A 16,502-nucleotide genomic window follows, 5' to 3' on the forward strand; every position below is an offset into this window, starting at 1 on the left:
CCGGACGTGAACACGACGGCCCTCAACTCCGTTCTACCAGCGGTGGCACAGATCCTCGTGCTGCTCGCCGCCCTCGCCGCCGTGCACGCGCCGCTGGGCGCCTACATGGCGCGCACCTTCACCAGCCCCAAGCACCTGCGGGTCGAGCGCCTCTGGTACCGCGCCGTCCGCGTCGACCCGGACGCTGAGCAGCGCTGGACCACGTACCTGATGTCCCTGCTCGGCTTCTCGCTCGTCTCCGTCCTGTTCCTCTACGGGATGCTGCGCCTGCAGGAGTACCTGCCGTGGAGCCTCGGCTTCACCTCGTTCGACCCGGCCGGCGCCTGGAACACCGCGGTCAGCTTCGTCACGAACACCAACTGGCAGTGGTACTCCGGTGAGGCGGCCGCCGGCCACCTGGTGCAGATGGCCGGGCTCGCCGTGCAGAACTTCGTCTCCGCCGCGGTCGGCCTTGCGGTCGCGATCGCCCTTGTGCGCGGCTTCGCCCGCTCGGGGACCGACGCCCGCATCGGCAACTTCTGGTCCGACCTGACCCGCGGTGTGCTCCGGATCCTGCTGCCCATCTCCGTGCTGGCGGCGATCGTCCTGATCGCCGCGGGCGTGATCCAGAACCTGGACCCGCACACCGCGATCACCACGGTCGAGGGCGGCACGCAGAACGCGCTGGGCGGCCCGATCGCCTCCCAGGAGGCCATCAAGGAGCTCGGCACCAACGGCGGCGGCCCCTTCAACGCGAACTCCGCGCACCCGTTCGAGAACCCGACGCCGTTCACCAACATCCTCGAGATCTTCCTGCTGCTGCTCATCCCGTTCTCGCTGCCGCGCACGTTCGGCCTCATGATCGGCGACAAGCGCCAGGGCTGGGCGATCCTCGGTGTCATGGGCGGCCTGTTCATCGTCTCGGTAGCGCTCGCCACCTGGGCCGAGCTGGCCGGGCCTGGCGCAGCGCCGCAAGCGGCGGGCGCCGCCATGGAGGGCAAGGAGACCCGGTTCGGGCTCGCAGGCAGCGCCCTGTTCGCGGCCGCGACGACCGCGACGTCCACGGGTGCGGTGAACTCGATGCACGACTCGTTCACCGCACCGGGTGGTGGGGTGGTCCTGTTCAACATCCTGCTGGGCGAGGTCTCGCCGGGCGGGGTGGGCGCCGGCCTGTACGGCATGCTCATCCTCGCCGTGGTCGCGGTGTTCATCGCGGGCCTCATGGTGGGCCGCACGCCCGAGTACCTGGGCAAGAAGATCGGCCGGCAGGAGATGACGATCGTCGCGCTGTACGTGCTGACGGTCCCCGCGCTGATCCTGGTGGGCACGGCGGTCGCCGTCGTCGTCGAACCGGGGCTCGTGGGAATCCAGGAACCCGGCCCACACGGTCTGTCCGAGGTGTTGTACGGCTACGCGTCGGCCGCGAACAACAACGGCTCCGCGTTCGGCGGCCTGACCTCCGGCACCCCGTTCTACGAGGTGACGCAGGGCCTGGCGATGCTGGCCGGGCGGTTCATCCCGATCGCCCTCGTGCTGGCCCTCGCCGGCCGGCTCGCGAGCCAGAAGTCGGTGCCCGCGACCGTGGGCACCCTGCCGACGCACCAGCCGCTGTTCGTGGGCCTGGTGGGCGCCGTGGCGCTCGTCGTCGTCGGACTCACCTTCATTCCCGTTCTTTCCCTCGGTCCCATCGTGGAGTCCCTGTCATGACCATCGACACCCGGAACATCCCGGACGTCCCCACCCACGAGCCCGCGTCCGGTGGAATCCAGCACCACTCCAAGCGTTCGGCGCCACGCGCCCTGACGTGGACGCAGCTACGGTCCGCGTTCCCGGGCGCGCTGCGCAAGCTCGACCCGCGCGTGCTGTACACCTCGCCCGTCATGTTTGTGGTCGAGGTGGGCGCGCTCGTCACGACGGTGCTCGCGATCATCGAGCCGGACGTGTTCGCCTGGTGGATCGCGGTCTGGCTGTGGGCCACCGTGCTCTTCGCGACCCTTGCGGAGTCCGTGGCGGAGTCCCGTGGCAAGGCGCAGGCCTCCACTCTGCGCGCCACGCAGAAGCAGACGACCGCACGCAAGGTCAACGCCCCCCAGGAAGCCCTGGAGAGGGGATCGGGGCTCGACCGGCTGCCCACAGTCGAGGTGCCGTCCTCCACGCTGCGCGTGGGCGACGTCGTGGTGGTCGTGGCCGGCGAGACCATCCCGGGCGACGGCGACGTCATCGAGGGGGTCGCGTCCGTGGACGAGTCGGCGATCACCGGTGAGTCGGCCCCCGTCATCCGGGAGTCCGGCGGCGACCGCAGCGCGGTCACCGGTGGCACCGTGGTGCTGTCCGACCAGATAGTCGTGCGCATCACGGCCCCCGCCGGGTCCACGTTCGTGGACCGCATGATCGCCCTGGTGGAGGGCAGCGAGCGGCAGAAGACGCCGAACGAGGTGGCGCTGAACATCCTGCTCACGTCGCTGACCATCGTCTTCCTGCTGGCGGTCGCCACGCTGCAGCCGTTCGCCATCTACTCGGGTTCGCGGCAGTCGCTGCTGGTCCTGGTGGCGCTGCTGGTCTGCCTGATCCCGACGACCATCGGTGCGCTCCTGAGCGCCATCGGCATCGCGGGCATGGACCGGCTGGTGCAGCGCAACGTGCTGGCGATGTCGGGCCGCGCGGTCGAGGCCGCTGGCGACGTCGACGTGCTGCTGCTCGACAAGACCGGCACCATCACCTACGGCAACCGGCGCGCCACCGAGGTGCTGCCGGTGAGCAGCGTGACGCCGCGTGAGCTGGCCGTCTCGGCGCGCCTCGCCTCGCTGGCCGACGAGACCCCGGAGGGGCGCAGCATCGTCGAGCTGGTGGACGGTAAGTACGGTCTGGTCGACGAGCTGCCGCTGGACGCGGAGCTGGTGCCGTTCACGGCCCAGACCCGCATGTCGGGCGTCGACCTGCCGCTCACGGACGGCGCCGGCCACACCCAGCTTCACCACATCCGCAAGGGCGCCGCCAGCGCCGTGCAGCGCTGGGTGCAGAGCACCGGCGCGCAGGTCTCCGGCAAGGAGACCGCGGAGCTGGAGTCGCACGTCGACGCCGTCTCCCGGGCGGGCGGCACACCGCTCGTCGTCGCGGAGCAGGTGGGTGAGTCGCCGGCGCGGGTGCTCGGCGTCGTCCGGCTCAAGGACGTGGTCAAGGAGGGCATGCGCGAGCGGTTCGACGAGCTGCGCGCCATGGGCATCCGGTCCGTCATGGTCACCGGCGACAACCAGGTGACCGCGCGCGCCATCGCCGCGGAGGCGGGCGTCGACGACGTCCTGGCGGAGGCGACTCCCGAGGACAAGCTCGCGCTCATCAAGCGGGAGCAGGAGGGCGGCAAGCTCGTCGCGATGGCCGGGGACGGCACGAACGACGCCCCGGCGCTCGCCCAGTCCGACGTCGGCGTCGCGATGAACACCGGCACGTCCGCCGCCAAGGAGGCGGGCAACATGGTGGACCTCGACTCGGACCCCACCAAGCTGATCGAGATCGTGGAGATCGGCAAGCAGCTCCTCATCACGCGCGGTGCGCTGACCACGTTCTCCGTGGCGAACGACGTCGCGAAGTACTTCGCGATCCTGCCCGCCATGTTCGTGACGGTGTTCCCGCAGCTCGGCGTGCTGAACATCATGCAGCTCTCGAGCCCTAGCTCGGCGATCCTGTCGGCCGTCATCTTCAACGCGCTGATCATCCTCGCCCTGATCCCGCTGTCGCTGCGCGGCGTGCGGTACCGGCCGGCGTCGGCCTCGTCACTGCTCACGCGCAACCTGCTGATCTACGGCCTCGGCGGGCTGGTGGCGCCGTTCATCGGCATCAAGCTCATCGACCTCGTCGTCTCGCTGCTCCCGGGCCTGTAGCCCAGCCCTCGCATCATCAGATAAGGAACTCAGATGGCAACAACAACAGTGGCGAGCGACCTCGCGGCGCTGACTCGCCAGTCCATGGCGGCGCTGCGGATGCTCATCGCCTTCACCCTCCTGCTGGGGCTGGCCTACCCGCTCGCGATGGTGGGCGTGGGGCAGGTGGCCTTCCCCTGGCAGGCGGACGGCTCGCTCGTCCAGTCCGACGGCGCCCGCACCACCTCGCGTGACGAGGCCGTGGGCTCGGCGCTCATCGCCCAGGGATTCACGGGCGAGGAGTACTTCCACCCGCGCCCGTCCGCCGCGGGCGACGGGTACGACACCCTCGCCTCCGCCGGGTCCAACCTGGGCCCGCTCAACCCCGACCTGGTCGCCACCATCGAGGAGCGCAAGGCCGCGGTGGCCGCCCTGGAGGGTGTTGACCCGGCCGACGTCCCGGCCGACGCCGTCACGGCGTCGGGCTCCGGCCTCGACCCGCAGATCAGCCCCGAGTACGCAGCGATCCAGGTGGCGCGGGTCGCGCGGGCGCGCGGCCTGTCCGTGGCCGACGTCGAGGCGGCCGTCGCCGAGCACACCGCCGGGCGCGACCTGGGTGTGCTGGGCGAGCCACGGGTGAACGTCCTGGAGCTCAACCTGGCCCTCGACGCCGCGGACGACGGTGCGCCGACCCCGTAACGAAGAAATGCCGCAGACTGAAGACATGACCACCGGACGCCGGGGCCGCCTCACCGTCTACCTGGGGGCGGCTCCGGGCGTGGGCAAGACCTACGCCATGCTCGACGAGGCGCACCGACGTCGCGCGCGAGGCACCGACGTCGTGATCGGCCTCGTCGAGACGCACGGGCGGACGGCGACGATCGACCGGATCGGCGACCTGGAGATGATCCCGCGGCGGCTCGTCGAGCACCGCGGGACCACCCTCACCGAGCTCGACGTCGCGGCCGTGCTGGAGCGGGCGCCCGAGGTGGCGCTCGTGGACGAGCTCGCGCACACCAACGCCGCCGGCTCCCAGCACGCCAAGCGCTGGCAGGACGTGCACGACCTGCTGGACGCCGGCATCGACGTGGTCACCACGGTCAACGTGCAGCACCTCGCATCACTGACCGACGACGTCGAGGCCATCACCGGGGTGCGGCAGCGCGAGACCGTGCCCGACAAGGTGGTCCGCGAGGCCGACCAGATCCAGCTCGTGGACCTCTCCCCGGAGCAGCTGCGCCGTCGGCTCGCGCACGGCAACGTCTACCGGGCCGAGCAGATCGACGCCTCGCTGTCGTCGTTCTTCCGCGTCGGAAACCTCACCGCGCTGCGGGAGCTGGCCCTGCTGTGGCTCGCCGACCGCGTCGACGACGCCCTGACCCGCTACCGCGCCGACCACGCGATCGGCGGCACCTGGCCGGCCCGCGAGCGCATAGTCGTGGCCGTCACCGGCGGCCCGGAGACGGAGACGCTGCTGCGCCGGGCCGCACGCATCGCGCAGCGGGCGGCCGGCACCGAGCTGCTGGCGGTGCACGTGCTGCCGACGGACGGGTTGCCGTCCACGCCGTCGGCCACGATCGCCGCCCACCGGGCGCTCGCGGAGTCGCTCGGCGGGGCCTTCCACACGGTGGTGGGGGAGGACGTGCCGACCGCCGTCGTGGACTTCGCGCACGGGGTCAACGCGACGATGATCGTGGTGGGTGTGTCCCGGCACCCGGTGTGGCGGCAGGCGCTGCTCGGGTCGTCCAGCGCGGAGATCGCGCGGCTGTCCGGTGCGATCGACGTGCACCTGGTGACGCACGAGCAGGCGCGCATCGGCGTGGGCACGCGCTCGCGGTACTCGTCGCTGTCTCCGAAGCGCCGGGTGGCGGGCTGGGTCTCCGCTCTGGTGGTGCCCGCGGTCCTGACGTCCGCCCTGCTGCTGATCGGTCGGAACGAGGCGGCGTTCGCGACGGACGCCATGCTGCTCCTGGCGGGTGTTGTCGGGGTGGCGCTGATCGGTGGGCTGTGGCCCGCGGTCGCTGCGGCGGTCGTGTCCAACCTGTGCCTCAACTGGTTCTTCGCTGCGCCGGTGGGCCGCCTGACCATCGCGGAGGGGGAGAACGTGCTCGCCCTGGCGGTGTTCATCGTGGTTGCGGTCGCCGTCGCCTCGGTCGTCGACCTGGCCGCGCGGCGCACCACCCAGGCGTACCGGGCGCGCGCGGAGGCGTCCACGCTCGCGGCGCTGTCGCGTTCGGTGCTGTCGGGTCAGGACACGGCGCAGGCGATCGTGCAGCGCCTCGCGCAGACGTTTGCGATGGCGGAGGTGCGGCTCGAGGAGCGCGACGACGATCGTGCGCCGTGGACCGTGGTGGCGCACGAGCGGTGGGTCACCGATGCGGGATCGGGCACTGGTTCTGGTGCCCGGCCGGCCCGGAGTCGGACGGCGCCGTCACCGAGGTAGCGATCGACGAGCGGCACCGCCTCGTCCTTGCGGGGCGGGTGCTCCCGGCGAGCGACCGGCAGGTGGTCGAGGCGTTCGGTGCGCAGGCAGGCATCGTGCTGGAGCACCGGCGGCTCCGTGAGCAGGCCGCCCAGGCCGAGGTGCTGGAGCGCACCGAAAGTACGCGCACCGCACTGCTCGCCGCCGTCTCGCACGACCTGCGGACCCCGCTCGCGGTGATCCGCACGGCGGTGGACGGTCTCTCGTCGCCCGACGTCGAGCTCGATGTGGAGGACCGGGACATCCTCACGGCCACCATCGCGGACTCGACGTACCGGCTGGAGCGGCTGATCGGCAACCTGCTGGACCTGTCCCGCCTGCAGACCGGGGCCGTCCGGCCGGCCCTGCGCGCCGCGTCGCTGGAGGAGGTGGTGCCGATCGCCGTCGAGCCGTGGCTTGCCGAGCTGACGCTCGACGTGCCCGAGGACCTCCCGCTCGTGCACACCGACCCGGGCCTGTTCGAGCGGGTGGTGGAGAACGTCGTCTCCAACGCGGTGCGGTACTCCCCGCCTGGCACCAAGGTGCTGTTCACGGCCTCCGCGTCGCGTGACGCGGTGGAGCTGCGCGTGGCCGACAGCGGGCCGGGCGTGCCCGACGACCGCAAGGCCACCATGTTCGAGCCGTTCCAGCGGCTTGACGACACGAGCGGAGGAGGCCTGGGCCTCGGGCTGGCGGTCGCGTCGGGGCTCGCGACCGCCGTCGGCGCCCGGATCACTGCCGAGGACACACCGGGCGGGGGCCTGACGATGGTGCTCACCGTGCCGCGCGACGAGGCATGGCGTGATGGGACGGACCAGTCGTGATGGGATGGACCAGTGATCGGTGAGCCGGATGACGGGGGCGTGCGATCGGGGGCGGGCAACCGCGTGCTCGTGGTCGACGACGACGCCGCGCTGGCCCGTGCCCTGGCCATCAACCTGCGTGCGCACGGGTGGGACGTGACTGCCGCGCCGACGGGTGCGGCCGCGCTGGACGCGGTGGCCTCGGCTCGGCCGGACGTGGTGCTGCTCGACCTGGGCCTGCCCGACATGCCGGGCCTCGACGTCATCGAGGGAATCCGCGGCTGGACCCGGGTGCCGATTGTGGTGCTCTCGGCTCGGCAGCTCGGTGACGACAAGGTCGACGCCCTCGACGCCGGGGCCGACGACTACGTGACCAAGCCGTTCGCGATGAACGAGCTGCTCGCGCGGCTGCGTGCGGCGGTGCGCCGGGCCGCACCAGGCCAGGCGGAGGAGCCCGTGGTCGTCGCGGGCGAGCTGCGGATCGACCTGGCGCGGCGGCAGGTCTCCCGCGCCGGCGTGGACGTGCGGCTGAGCCCCACCGAGTGGGCGCTGCTGGAGGTGCTGGTGCGCAACCGTGGCCGGCTCGTGGACCGCAAGCAGCTGCTGCACGAGGTCTGGGGCCCGGCGTACTCGACGGAGACGAACTACCTGCGCGTGTACACGGCGCAGCTGCGGCGCAAGCTGGAGCAGGACCCGTCGCACCCGCGCCACATCCTGACCAACCCGGGGGCGGGATACCGGTTCGAGGAGTGAGCCGGGCGGCCTTGACTGGCCGACGGCGGTCCGCGGCTGGGCGCGGCCTGATCCTGCTGCGTCAGCTCGTAGCTTTTCCTTCTTCGCGTACACCGGCGACCTGGTCAGCCAGGAGAACGGCGATCAGTCGTTGCTCGCGGGTCGGGAAGGCCGTGCCCGACGTCGCGTTGACCACGAAGTGGCCGATGACCTCGGGGCCTCGGCGCACAAGGACGGCGACGTACTCGTCGGTCGGCAGGCCGACCCGGTCGACATCGACCGCACGGCCGTTCCGGTTCAGCACGCCGTCCTGGTCCAGGATGGCGTTGCGCGCGTCCCGCACCGGGCCTACGACGTAGCGGCAGTCGTCAGCGCCAAGCGCATCGGTGATCTGACGTGCCACGAGATCGAGCACCTGTTCTCTGGGCAGACCGTCGGCCGCCGCGCTCGCGGCGCCGAGCACCCCCGCAAGATAGCCGGAGTGCCGGGCCGCGCGTCGCTGCTGCCGGTACCCCCACAGGGCGATCTCGGTCACCACAAGACTGATCACGACGAGCAGGACGGTCGCCTCGATGTCGTCGGCGTCGTCGATGGTGAAGGTCAGGTACGGCTCGGTGAGGAAGAAGTCGAACCACGCGCCGGCCGAGAAGGCGGCGAGGAGGGCGGCCAGCCGGTCACCGGTGGCCGCGGCGGCCACCACGAGCACGACCAGGACCAGCACCGACGTCGCGGCGGTGACAGCGTCACGGACGGTTGACAAGATCGCGCAGGCCAGCAGCGGCGCAAGGACCGCCGCCACCCGCACCGACGGACGCCACCACGCCGCTTGCGGCCACGCTGTGACTAGTTCGGTCATCACTGCTCCTTAACCTCTCGCATCATGGTGGCGCTCACGGTGATCCCACGCGAGCGCTGGAACCTGCGACCGGCGAGTTCGGTCCCTTGCACCAGCGCATCCGTGACTTCGGTCGCTTGCTATGAGATCGGTCGTTTGATTGACCGATCTCATGGCAACCGGCCGAAGTGAGATCAGCCGCTGTGCAACCGACCGAAGTCAGGAGATCTGCCCGACTGCTGACCGAAGTCGAGCGGTCGCCCTCAGTGGTCGGAGACGTCGTCCAGCGACTCGACCAGCGCGGTGAGCGACCGCTCGAAGGCCGCGCGGTCGCCGGCCGGGATGCCATGGAGCAGGTCCCGCTCCATCTCGCGGATCTCGGCCTTGCAGCGTTTGAGAACCCGTCGTCCCTCGCCGGTGAGCGAGACGACGCGGTTTCGGCGGTCCGCAGGATCCGGTACCCGGCTGACGAGCCCGAGCTCCTCCAGCCGGTCGAGGTTGCCGATCAGCCGCGTCTTGTCGCGCCCGGCGTCGGCTGCGAGCTGGGCCTGGGTCGGTGCGTCGTTCTCGGTGAGGGCACTGAGCACCGCGTAGTCCCACATCCTCAGCCCGGCGCGCTCCAGGATCGGCTCCTCGCGAGCGATCGCCACCCGCAGCAGCCGGTTCAGCAGGTAGCCAAGCTCGGGTCGCTCCACCTGGCGATCCTAACCGGGCCCATACGATCTACCCGGGTGTATCGTCTACGGATGCTTACTTATTCGGAAACGCTCGCTCTGCACGACGGTGCACTCGCCGACACCGGCCTGCTCGTCGAACGCGCGGCTCAGGGCGACCTCGGTCTCGCCACACCGTGCGTCGGCTGGGATCTCGCGGACCTCCTGTCGCACATGGTCGGCCAGAACCTCGGCTTCGCCACCGCCGTCGCCGCCGGCGACGCGGAGGAGGCGGCCTATGCCGGCCCGGACATCACCCCGGCGAACGCCGTCGCCGAGTGGGACGCGTCTGCCGCGGCGCTGCGTGCCGCGTTCGGGCAGGCCGACGAGGGCGCCACGGTCCACCTCGCCGAGTTCGACATCCAGGTACCGGCCGCGATGGCGCTCGGGATGCAGCTCCTCGATGCCGCCGTCCACGCCTGGGACGTCGCCACCGCGCTCGGCGACACCTACCGGCCCAACGAGACCGTCGCGGACTTCGTCCTCGACTACGCGCGCAAGATCGCGAGCAGGCCCGGCGGGTCGCCGGGTGTCTTCGCGGAACCGCTGACCGAAACCGGTACCGACCCCTGGTTCGACGCCCTGCGCCTCCTGGGCCGGGACCCGCAGCAGGCCTGGTCACGGGCCGACGACGCCCACTAGGCTTCGCGTCGAGCCTGGCCATGGCGTTGCCTCTCTCGGCGGCGCGCATGAGCCCACCGGGACAGGAGAACGACCGGATGCAGCGAGCCGAGGACCAGTCGGGCCGCACGCGTGCGCGTGCGCTCCGGGGTGTCCTCGCGGCGTCGTCGGCGACGCTGGTCGCGCTGCTGTCCCACGTCGCCGGTGGCGGCGAGATGCCCGGCGCTCTGGGCATCGTCGTCCCGCTGGCCCTGTCGCTGCCGGTGTGCATGGCGTGGTCCGCTCAGCACCTGTCGCTGCCCAGGCTGTCGGCCTCGGTGGTGGTGAGCCAGGTCTTCTTCCACGTGCTGTTCGTGCTGGGCACGCCCAGGGGCCCCGCGACGGCGTCATCGGGCCTGCACGCGGCGCACGCGGGTATGACCAGGTCGACGACGTCGGCGCAGCTCCCCGGCCAGCAGTCGGGGCAGATGGCCGAGATGGTGCATGCCGACGTCACGATGTGGGTCTGGCACGCCGTCGCGGCGGTGGCCACCGTCGTCGTCCTGTATCGCGGCGAGCTGATGCTGCTGCGCCTGCGCGCGCTGGCGGACCGGACGGCGGCCTGGCTGCTGCGCGGGCTGAGGTTCGCCGACGAGGTCGCCGCCGTCGTTCTTCCGGCACTCCCGGGCGTGGTCGCCGCGACCTTCCGCCCGCTCCACCCGGGCCCGCAGCTCACTCCGCTGCGGCGCAGGGGGCCTCCCGCACTGCATGCGGTCTGAGTTCTAGTTCTGCGTCACGAGCGCTTCACCTGTGCTCGTGCGCTGCCTGCGCCCGTCCTGCGTGACGGGTGGGACCGATGTGTGCCCCCCTCCTTTTGAATGAGGCCCCGCCATGACCGAAACCCTCGACACCTCCACCTCCACGTCCAGCCTGCCCGCCGACGGCGACCCCTCGCCGCCCCGCCCCGGCCGTAGACCGTGGTTCGGCGCGCTGCTGCGGCGCCTGCACTTCTACGCCGGCCTCCTGGTGGGCCCGTTCATCCTGGTCGCCGCGACCAGCGGCGCCCTCTACGCGCTGGCTCCCGCGCTGGAGCAGGTGGTCTACGACCGCGAGCTGCACGCCCCGGTCACCGACACGCGGGTGAGTCTCGCCGAGCAGGTCGAGGCCGCCCAGGCCCACGTAGGTGCCGGCGTCGCGCTCACCGCGGTGCGCCCCGCACCCGAGCCGGGCGACACCACCCGGATCCTGTTCAGCCAGGACGGCCTGGGGTCGAGCGAGTCCCGCGCCGTCTTCGTCGACCCCGGGACCGGGGAGGTCCGCGGCGACCTGACGAGCTACGGCTCCAGCGGCTCGTTGCCGCTGCGCAGCTGGGTCTCCAACCTGCACCGGAGCCTGCACCTCGGGGATCCGGGGCGGCTATACAGCGAGCTCGCGGCGTCCTGGCTCGGGATCGTCGCGACGGTGGGGCTCGTGCTGTGGATCAACCGGCTCCGCGCGGCCCGCCGTCGCACCGGCGTCGTCCGACCGAAGCCGCGGCAGACCGGCTACCGGCGCCTGCTGTCCTGGCACACCACCATCGGCGCGACGGTGGTGCTGGCCGCCGTGTTCCTGTCCATCACCGGGATCACCTGGTCCCAGCACGCCGGCGCCAACGTCGGCGACCTGCGCACCACGCTCGGCTGGCTCACCCCGTCCCTGGACACGAGCCTGGCGGCCGAGGAGTCCGACGAGGGCGGGGAGCACGCTGGCCACGGGGGTACGACGCCCGACCCGGCCGGCGTCACGGACCCCGCGACCTTCGACGCCGTCCTGGCCACCGCCCAGGCCATCAACGTCAACACCGGGCACGTCGAGATCGTGCCGCCGGCCGAGCCGGGCACCGCGTGGGTGGTGCAGGAGAACAAGAGCAGCTACCCGACGGCGGGCGACTCCGTCGCTGTCGACGGGACCACCATGCAGGTGGTGCACCGCACCGACTTCGCGGAGTTCTCGCTGCCCGCCAAGCTCACGACGTGGGGCATCGACCTCCACATGGGTCTCCTGTTCGGCCTGGCCAACCAGCTGGTGCTGTTTGTGCTCGCCCTGGGTATCGGCGCCATGGTGGTGCTCGGGTACACGATGTGGTGGAAGCGGCGGCCGACCCGCGAGCCGCGCGGTCTTGCCGGTCCAGCGCCGCGGCGTGGGGCGCTGCGCGGCGCCCCGTGGTGGGGCCTGGCGGCCGTCGTCGCGGTCGCCGTCGGGATCGGGTGGTTCCTGCCGCTGGTCGGGTACACCCTCGCTGGGTTCGTCGTGCTCGACGTGCTCGTGGGTGCCTACCAGGCGCGGCGGGACGGGAGCTCCGTATCACCGTGATCTCTACATGATGTGGTAGCGTCGCGGCGGTTTGGCCACTGTTCTTGCTACGTCGTGCATCGTGGAGAACGCAGGGGGCGCCAGTGCCGTCGGACCCGGTCGTGCAGTGGGCGGTGGCGGGTGTGTTCGCCGCCCTGAGCGCTCACTCCGTGTGGCGCCTCGCCACTGCCCGGCAGGTGTTCGTAGGGCTGGGCTACCTGTTCCACCTGGGCATGAACCTCGACATGGTGGCCATGGTGTGGCCGTGGTGGGCGCAGATACCAACGCTCTCGCAGCTCGGATTCTTCGCTGTGGGAGCGGTCTTCTTCGCTTCCGCAGCGGGGTGGTACGCGGGCGACGCGCTACCCCGTGGCGCGGCCGGGGACCGGCGGCAGCTGTGCTGCCACCACCGGGACGCTCCGGCTCAGGCTGCGCATGCCGTCATGATGCTGGCCATGGTGTGGGCGGTGGCGGTCATGAGCCAGATGCGGCACGCGGGCCACGGCGCGCACGCCGCGCCGCTGGGCTCCTGGACCACGGGCGCGGGAGTGCTGCTCGCCGCGGCGCTCCTGGTCGGTGGCGCCCTGTTCCTCGTGTACCTCTCGCGGCATCTGCGCGAGCGCGGTTCGGTCTGGGACCGGAACGGCGCCGATCACGTCGCGAGTGCCCTCATGAGCCTCGGGATGGTCGCCATGTGCGGGCTCATGCTGAGCGGCTAGCGGTTGGCCGGCGTGGGCTCAGCCCGCCTGTCGCCGTCCCAGAACCTGCCGCGGTCGCAGCGCACGCTGCAGCATCTCGACGTCCCTAGCGGTCAGGTGGTCCGCGAACCGGAGCAGCGCTTCCTCGCGGTCGCCGCTGCCTTCGAGCGCGGAGAGCATCGCCGCTCCCGCGCGCTCGCCGTCCGACCGGGTGGGGCGGAAGCGGACCTTCCGGGGGGACGCGGCGACCCGGACCACCTCGCCCTTCTTCTGGAGGCGGTCGAGCACCGTCAGGAGGGTTGTGTACGCCGGGACATGACCGTCCCCGAACCCCTCCTGGATCACTCGCGCTCCGATCGCGCCCTCGTGGTCCCAGAGGATGCGCATGACCTCCGCTTCGAGCTGACCACGCTCGCGAGTCCTGCCAGACATATTGCCCTCCTGGGCAGGACCCTACTCCACGGGCGGCCGCCCGCCCGGAAGCGGACGGCCACCTGCGTTGTCGCCCGGCGAGCCGGACGGAGCCGGACGGAGCCGGACGGAGCCGGACGGAGCCCGACGGATCTAGAGCCGGCGCGTCAGGCCGGCAGCGGCGCCAGCACGTCGAGCGCGCCGCTCCGGGCCTGCTCCACCAGGTCTTCGAGCTGGTCCTGGCTCATCTGGATCCGCTGCCCGAAGTCGTCGGTGATCACTATCCGCTTCAACGGCTCGGCGGTCGGGTCGACGAACAGCTCCGGGCAGCCGCAGTCGCACTTGCCGCAGAACGTGGCCACATGAACAAGCTGAGGGTTGTCGCTCATCGGTTGTCTCCTCTGCATGGGACGTGTATGTACGTGCATGGACGTGGAAATAACTGGCCTTGGGCTCGCGTGCTGCCCTCTATGAGGGTCAGGTATATCTCTACAAGACGTCAAGATATTCTGTGATCCGGCGCGCCCGAGCCGCGTATCCCCAGCACGACGCCGAGCACCACCACCCCCACACCCAGCCACACGACCGGCCCCGGCACCGGGCCGCCCGGGCTGGTGATCGGGTACGCCGCGAACACCCCGGACCGGCTGCACGAGGCGGTGCGGCGCATCGCGGGGGCAAGGGCCGCGCCCTCACGTGACTGATCAGCCCCGCACCAGCCGCCACAGCGATGTGACCTCACGTCGTCGTGCCTCATGGAGCAGGTCCGCGGTGTCTGTGGCGCGGGGGTGCTGCGGGGCGGTGTCGGACCGGCCGGCAATCCGCAGGCCGGCGGCGGTGAAACGGGCGAGGAGCTCCTCGCGGGTCCGCAACCCGAGGTGTTCGGCAAGGTCGGAGAGGATGAGCCAGGCCTCACCCGCCGGGTTGAGATGATCGACTAGCCCGTCGAGGAACCGGCGGAGCAGGTCGGAGTCGGGGTCGTAGATCCCGAGCTCCAGGGCCGAGGTGGGGCGCGCGGGCAGCCAGGGCGGGTTGCAGACGATCAGATCGGCCCGCCCGCTCGGCCACAGGTCGGCCTCGCGGACCTGTACTCGGTCAGCAAGCCCGAGCCGGCGCATGTTCTCGCGGGCGCACGCCACCGCGCGGGGGTTGATATCGGTGGCTACCACCCGTCCCGCCCCGCGGCGGGCGAGGACGGCGGCGAGCACACCGGTCCCGGTGCCCAGGTCGAAGACGACGGGCGGCGCGGCGTCGTCGGGGAACGGCGCCTTGGCGACCAGGTCGATGTACTCCCCGCGCACCGGCGAGAAAACGCCGTACGCGGGATGGATGCGCGCGCCCAACGCGCCGATCTCGACGCCCCGCTTGTGCCACTCGTAGGCGCTGAGCACACCTACGAGCTCGGTGAGCGAGACACACGTGCCGTCGTCGGCAGCAGCCGGGTCGCCGTCGACCAAGCCGTACGCCTGATCGCACGCCTCCCGTACGTCGGGCGCCCGGCGTAGTCCCAGGGAGTGGTCCGGTTCGAGCACAACCAGCAGTCGCCCGAGCAGCCCGGATCGCTTGGCGCGCGCCGCACGATGCCGGTGGAACAGCGTCGCCGCGTCGTCCGCGGTTGGGACGGGGTGGGAACGCTGGTGCAGCCGGTCCATCGCGCGCAGCAGCTGCCGGGCGTTGTGGAAGTCGCCGCGCCACAGCAGACCGGTGCCCTCCCGGGCCATGCGGTACGCGGCCTTCGCCGTGGTGCGATCGTCGACGGCGACAACGCGCGCCGGCACGGGGGCCTCGTTCTCGGAGTGCCAGGGTGCGGAGAAGGGTGTTCCGTTCTCGGTCCAGCGGACAGCCGAGAGAGCAGAGACAACAGACATGACGTACTCCTGGAGTGGATCGAAGGTGCTTGAGCAAGCGACGCTTCGAACCGGAGTACGGCAGGATCACGTGTCTGCATCCTCCCACGGGCTCGACGCCCGGGAGGTGCAACGAGAGCCACGGCACAGCCGATTTCCCCTCGTCAGGCCCCGCAGGCAGTTGGCATGATCGCCGCATGACCCGCGTTCGACCCACCTGGCCCGACCTGCCCGCCCACGTCCGCGACGCCGTCGTCGCAAAGCTGGGCGGTCCGGTCACGTCCTGGGCGTCGCACGACGGCGGGTACTCGCCGGGCTGGGCGCTCACGCTGGAGTCGCCGTCGGGCGGTGTGTTCATCAAGGTCGCCTCGACCGAATACGAGGTGTCGGCTCGCCTGCACCGCGAGGAGGCGGCACGCGCCGGCGCGCTGCCCGACGGCGTCCCCGCGCCCGCGTTCCGGTGGATCCTGGAGCTGCCCGACCCCGAGGTGGCGGACCGCGCGTGGGTGGTCATCGCGGCCGACGCCGTCCACGGGCGGGCGGCCCGGACCGAGCCGTGGGACCTGGCCGACCTCGACCGCCTCCAGCACCTCGCCCGCCGCATCGCGGAGCACGAGGTCCGGCCCGACGGTGTGTTCCCCGCCTTCAACGACGAGGTCCGGCCGGAGGCCGCCCTGCTGGCTGACGCCAGGCCCGCGGGCCTGGTGACCTACGACCCCTGGCTCGTGGCGAACCTCGACCGGATCGCGAAGATCGCTGCCCCCGAGCGGCAGTTCGAGGCGTTTGCAGGCCCGCACCTGGTGCACGCCGACCTGCGGGCTGACAACGCGCTCGTCGTCCGGCGGCCTGGTGGGGCCGAGGAAGCGGTGGCCGTGGACTGGCCGTATGCCTCGCACGGCGCGTCGTTCGTGGACCAGACCGGCATGCTGCCGGCCGTGCGCGCCGCGGGCGGGCCCACCCCGCAGGAGGTCCTGGACCGGACGCCCCTGCCGGCCGACGCCGACCCCGAGGCGGTCACCGTCTATGTGGCGGTGCTGACCGCCTACTTCGCGCACAACTCGCTGCTCGATCCGCCGCCCGGCATCCCGCACCTGCGGGCGTTCCAGCGGGTCCAGGCCGAGGCGTGCATCCCGTGGCTGCGCGAGCGCGTCGAGGGTCGTTAAGTAGACCTAGGCTTGGACGACGGCGCGCTCCGCGTCGCCGTCGGACCCAGAACCTACAAATTGGAGCATCCA

General features: G+C 71.6%; 16 protein-coding genes. 11 read left to right on the forward strand and 5 right to left on the reverse strand.

Annotated elements, in window-relative coordinates; all coding sequences use genetic code 11:
* Nucleotides 1-6 precede the first annotated feature (6 nt).
* The 6 genes from kdpA to AB1046_RS21560 are packed head-to-tail and all read left to right on the forward strand — an operon-like array spanning nucleotide 7 to nucleotide 7,853.
* Nucleotides 7-1,686 carry a potassium-transporting ATPase subunit KdpA gene (gene kdpA, locus AB1046_RS21535; RefSeq protein ID WP_369371327.1) on the forward strand — a complete coding sequence of 560 codons (1,680 nt, stop codon included), beginning with the start codon at nucleotides 7-9 and terminating at the stop codon, nucleotides 1,684-1,686.
* Nucleotides 1,683-3,857, forward strand: coding sequence for a potassium-transporting ATPase subunit KdpB (gene kdpB, locus AB1046_RS21540; RefSeq protein ID WP_369371328.1), 2,175 nt, complete (start codon nucleotides 1,683-1,685; stop codon nucleotides 3,855-3,857). The genes kdpA and kdpB overlap by 4 nt, the downstream gene beginning before the upstream one ends.
* A gap of 33 nt (nucleotides 3,858-3,890) precedes the next feature.
* Nucleotides 3,891-4,535: a potassium-transporting ATPase subunit KdpC gene (gene kdpC, locus AB1046_RS21545; protein ID WP_369371329.1), complete on the forward strand. Its 645-nt coding sequence runs from the start codon at nucleotides 3,891-3,893 to the stop codon at nucleotides 4,533-4,535.
* A gap of 25 nt (nucleotides 4,536-4,560) precedes the next feature.
* Entirely contained in the window at nucleotides 4,561-6,279 is a 1,719-nt protein-coding gene (locus AB1046_RS21550) for a DUF4118 domain-containing protein (protein WP_369371330.1), read from the forward strand.
* Nucleotides 6,201-7,121 (forward strand): sensor histidine kinase, encoded by a 921-nt coding sequence (locus AB1046_RS21555; RefSeq protein WP_369371331.1) that lies wholly within the window; start codon nucleotides 6,201-6,203, stop codon nucleotides 7,119-7,121. Before AB1046_RS21550 ends, AB1046_RS21555 begins: the two co-directional genes overlap by 79 nt.
* Before the next feature lie 39 nt (nucleotides 7,122-7,160).
* Entirely contained in the window at nucleotides 7,161-7,853 is a 693-nt protein-coding gene (locus AB1046_RS21560) for a response regulator (protein ID WP_369371332.1), read from the forward strand.
* A 61-nt stretch (nucleotides 7,854-7,914) separates the two neighbouring features.
* On the opposite strand, the gene AB1046_RS21565 is transcribed toward AB1046_RS21560, so the two are convergent.
* Together AB1046_RS21565 and AB1046_RS21570 are read right to left on the reverse strand one after the other, a co-directional pair.
* Nucleotides 7,915-8,688 (reverse strand): DUF4118 domain-containing protein, encoded by a 774-nt coding sequence (locus AB1046_RS21565; RefSeq protein WP_369371333.1) that lies wholly within the window; start codon nucleotides 8,686-8,688, stop codon nucleotides 7,915-7,917.
* A 242-nt stretch (nucleotides 8,689-8,930) separates the two neighbouring features.
* Complete coding sequence (locus AB1046_RS21570) at nucleotides 8,931-9,362, reverse strand: MarR family winged helix-turn-helix transcriptional regulator (RefSeq protein WP_369371334.1); 432 nt, start codon at nucleotides 9,360-9,362, stop codon at nucleotides 8,931-8,933.
* Nucleotides 9,363-9,413: 51 nt separating this feature from the next.
* On the opposite strand from AB1046_RS21570, the gene AB1046_RS21575 reads away from it, so the two are divergent.
* The 4 genes from AB1046_RS21575 (at nucleotide 9,414) to AB1046_RS21590 (ending at nucleotide 13,030) form a co-directional block, all read left to right on the forward strand.
* The gene (locus AB1046_RS21575) at nucleotides 9,414-10,022 is read left to right on the forward strand and encodes a TIGR03086 family metal-binding protein (protein WP_369371335.1); all 609 of its coding nucleotides are present in this window, start codon (nucleotides 9,414-9,416) and stop codon (nucleotides 10,020-10,022) included.
* Between the two features lie 47 nt (nucleotides 10,023-10,069).
* A complete protein-coding gene (locus tag AB1046_RS21580; protein ID WP_369371336.1) occupies nucleotides 10,070-10,759 on the forward strand; it encodes a hypothetical protein in 690 nt (229 codons plus the stop codon).
* A 112-nt stretch (nucleotides 10,760-10,871) separates the two neighbouring features.
* Complete coding sequence (locus tag AB1046_RS21585; protein WP_369371337.1) at nucleotides 10,872-12,332, forward strand: PepSY-associated TM helix domain-containing protein; 1,461 nt, start codon at nucleotides 10,872-10,874, stop codon at nucleotides 12,330-12,332.
* A gap of 83 nt (nucleotides 12,333-12,415) precedes the next feature.
* Nucleotides 12,416-13,030 carry a DUF5134 domain-containing protein gene (locus AB1046_RS21590; protein WP_369371338.1) on the forward strand — a complete coding sequence of 205 codons (615 nt, stop codon included), beginning with the start codon at nucleotides 12,416-12,418 and terminating at the stop codon, nucleotides 13,028-13,030.
* Nucleotides 13,031-13,048: 18 nt separating this feature from the next.
* Here AB1046_RS21590 and AB1046_RS21595 read toward each other — a convergent pair whose 3' ends face one another.
* From AB1046_RS21595 to AB1046_RS21605, 3 genes are all read right to left on the reverse strand, one after another.
* Nucleotides 13,049-13,441 (reverse strand): BlaI/MecI/CopY family transcriptional regulator, encoded by a 393-nt coding sequence (locus tag AB1046_RS21595; protein WP_369371339.1) that lies wholly within the window; start codon nucleotides 13,439-13,441, stop codon nucleotides 13,049-13,051.
* Nucleotides 13,442-13,587: 146 nt separating this feature from the next.
* Nucleotides 13,588-13,809, reverse strand: a complete 222-nt coding sequence (locus AB1046_RS21600) for a hypothetical protein (RefSeq protein WP_369371340.1) — start codon at nucleotides 13,807-13,809, stop codon at nucleotides 13,588-13,590.
* 315 nt (nucleotides 13,810-14,124) lie between these two features.
* Nucleotides 14,125-15,288, reverse strand: a complete 1,164-nt coding sequence (locus tag AB1046_RS21605) for a methyltransferase (protein ID WP_369371341.1) — start codon at nucleotides 15,286-15,288, stop codon at nucleotides 14,125-14,127.
* Nucleotides 15,289-15,464: 176 nt separating this feature from the next.
* On the opposite strand from AB1046_RS21605, the gene AB1046_RS21610 reads away from it, so the two are divergent.
* The gene (locus AB1046_RS21610) at nucleotides 15,465-16,430 is read left to right on the forward strand and encodes a hypothetical protein (RefSeq protein ID WP_369371342.1); all 966 of its coding nucleotides are present in this window, start codon (nucleotides 15,465-15,467) and stop codon (nucleotides 16,428-16,430) included.
* Nucleotides 16,431-16,502 lie beyond the last annotated feature (72 nt).

This window comes from Promicromonospora sp. Populi, from assembly GCF_041081105.1.
Classification (GTDB): domain Bacteria; phylum Actinomycetota; class Actinomycetes; order Actinomycetales; family Cellulomonadaceae; genus Promicromonospora.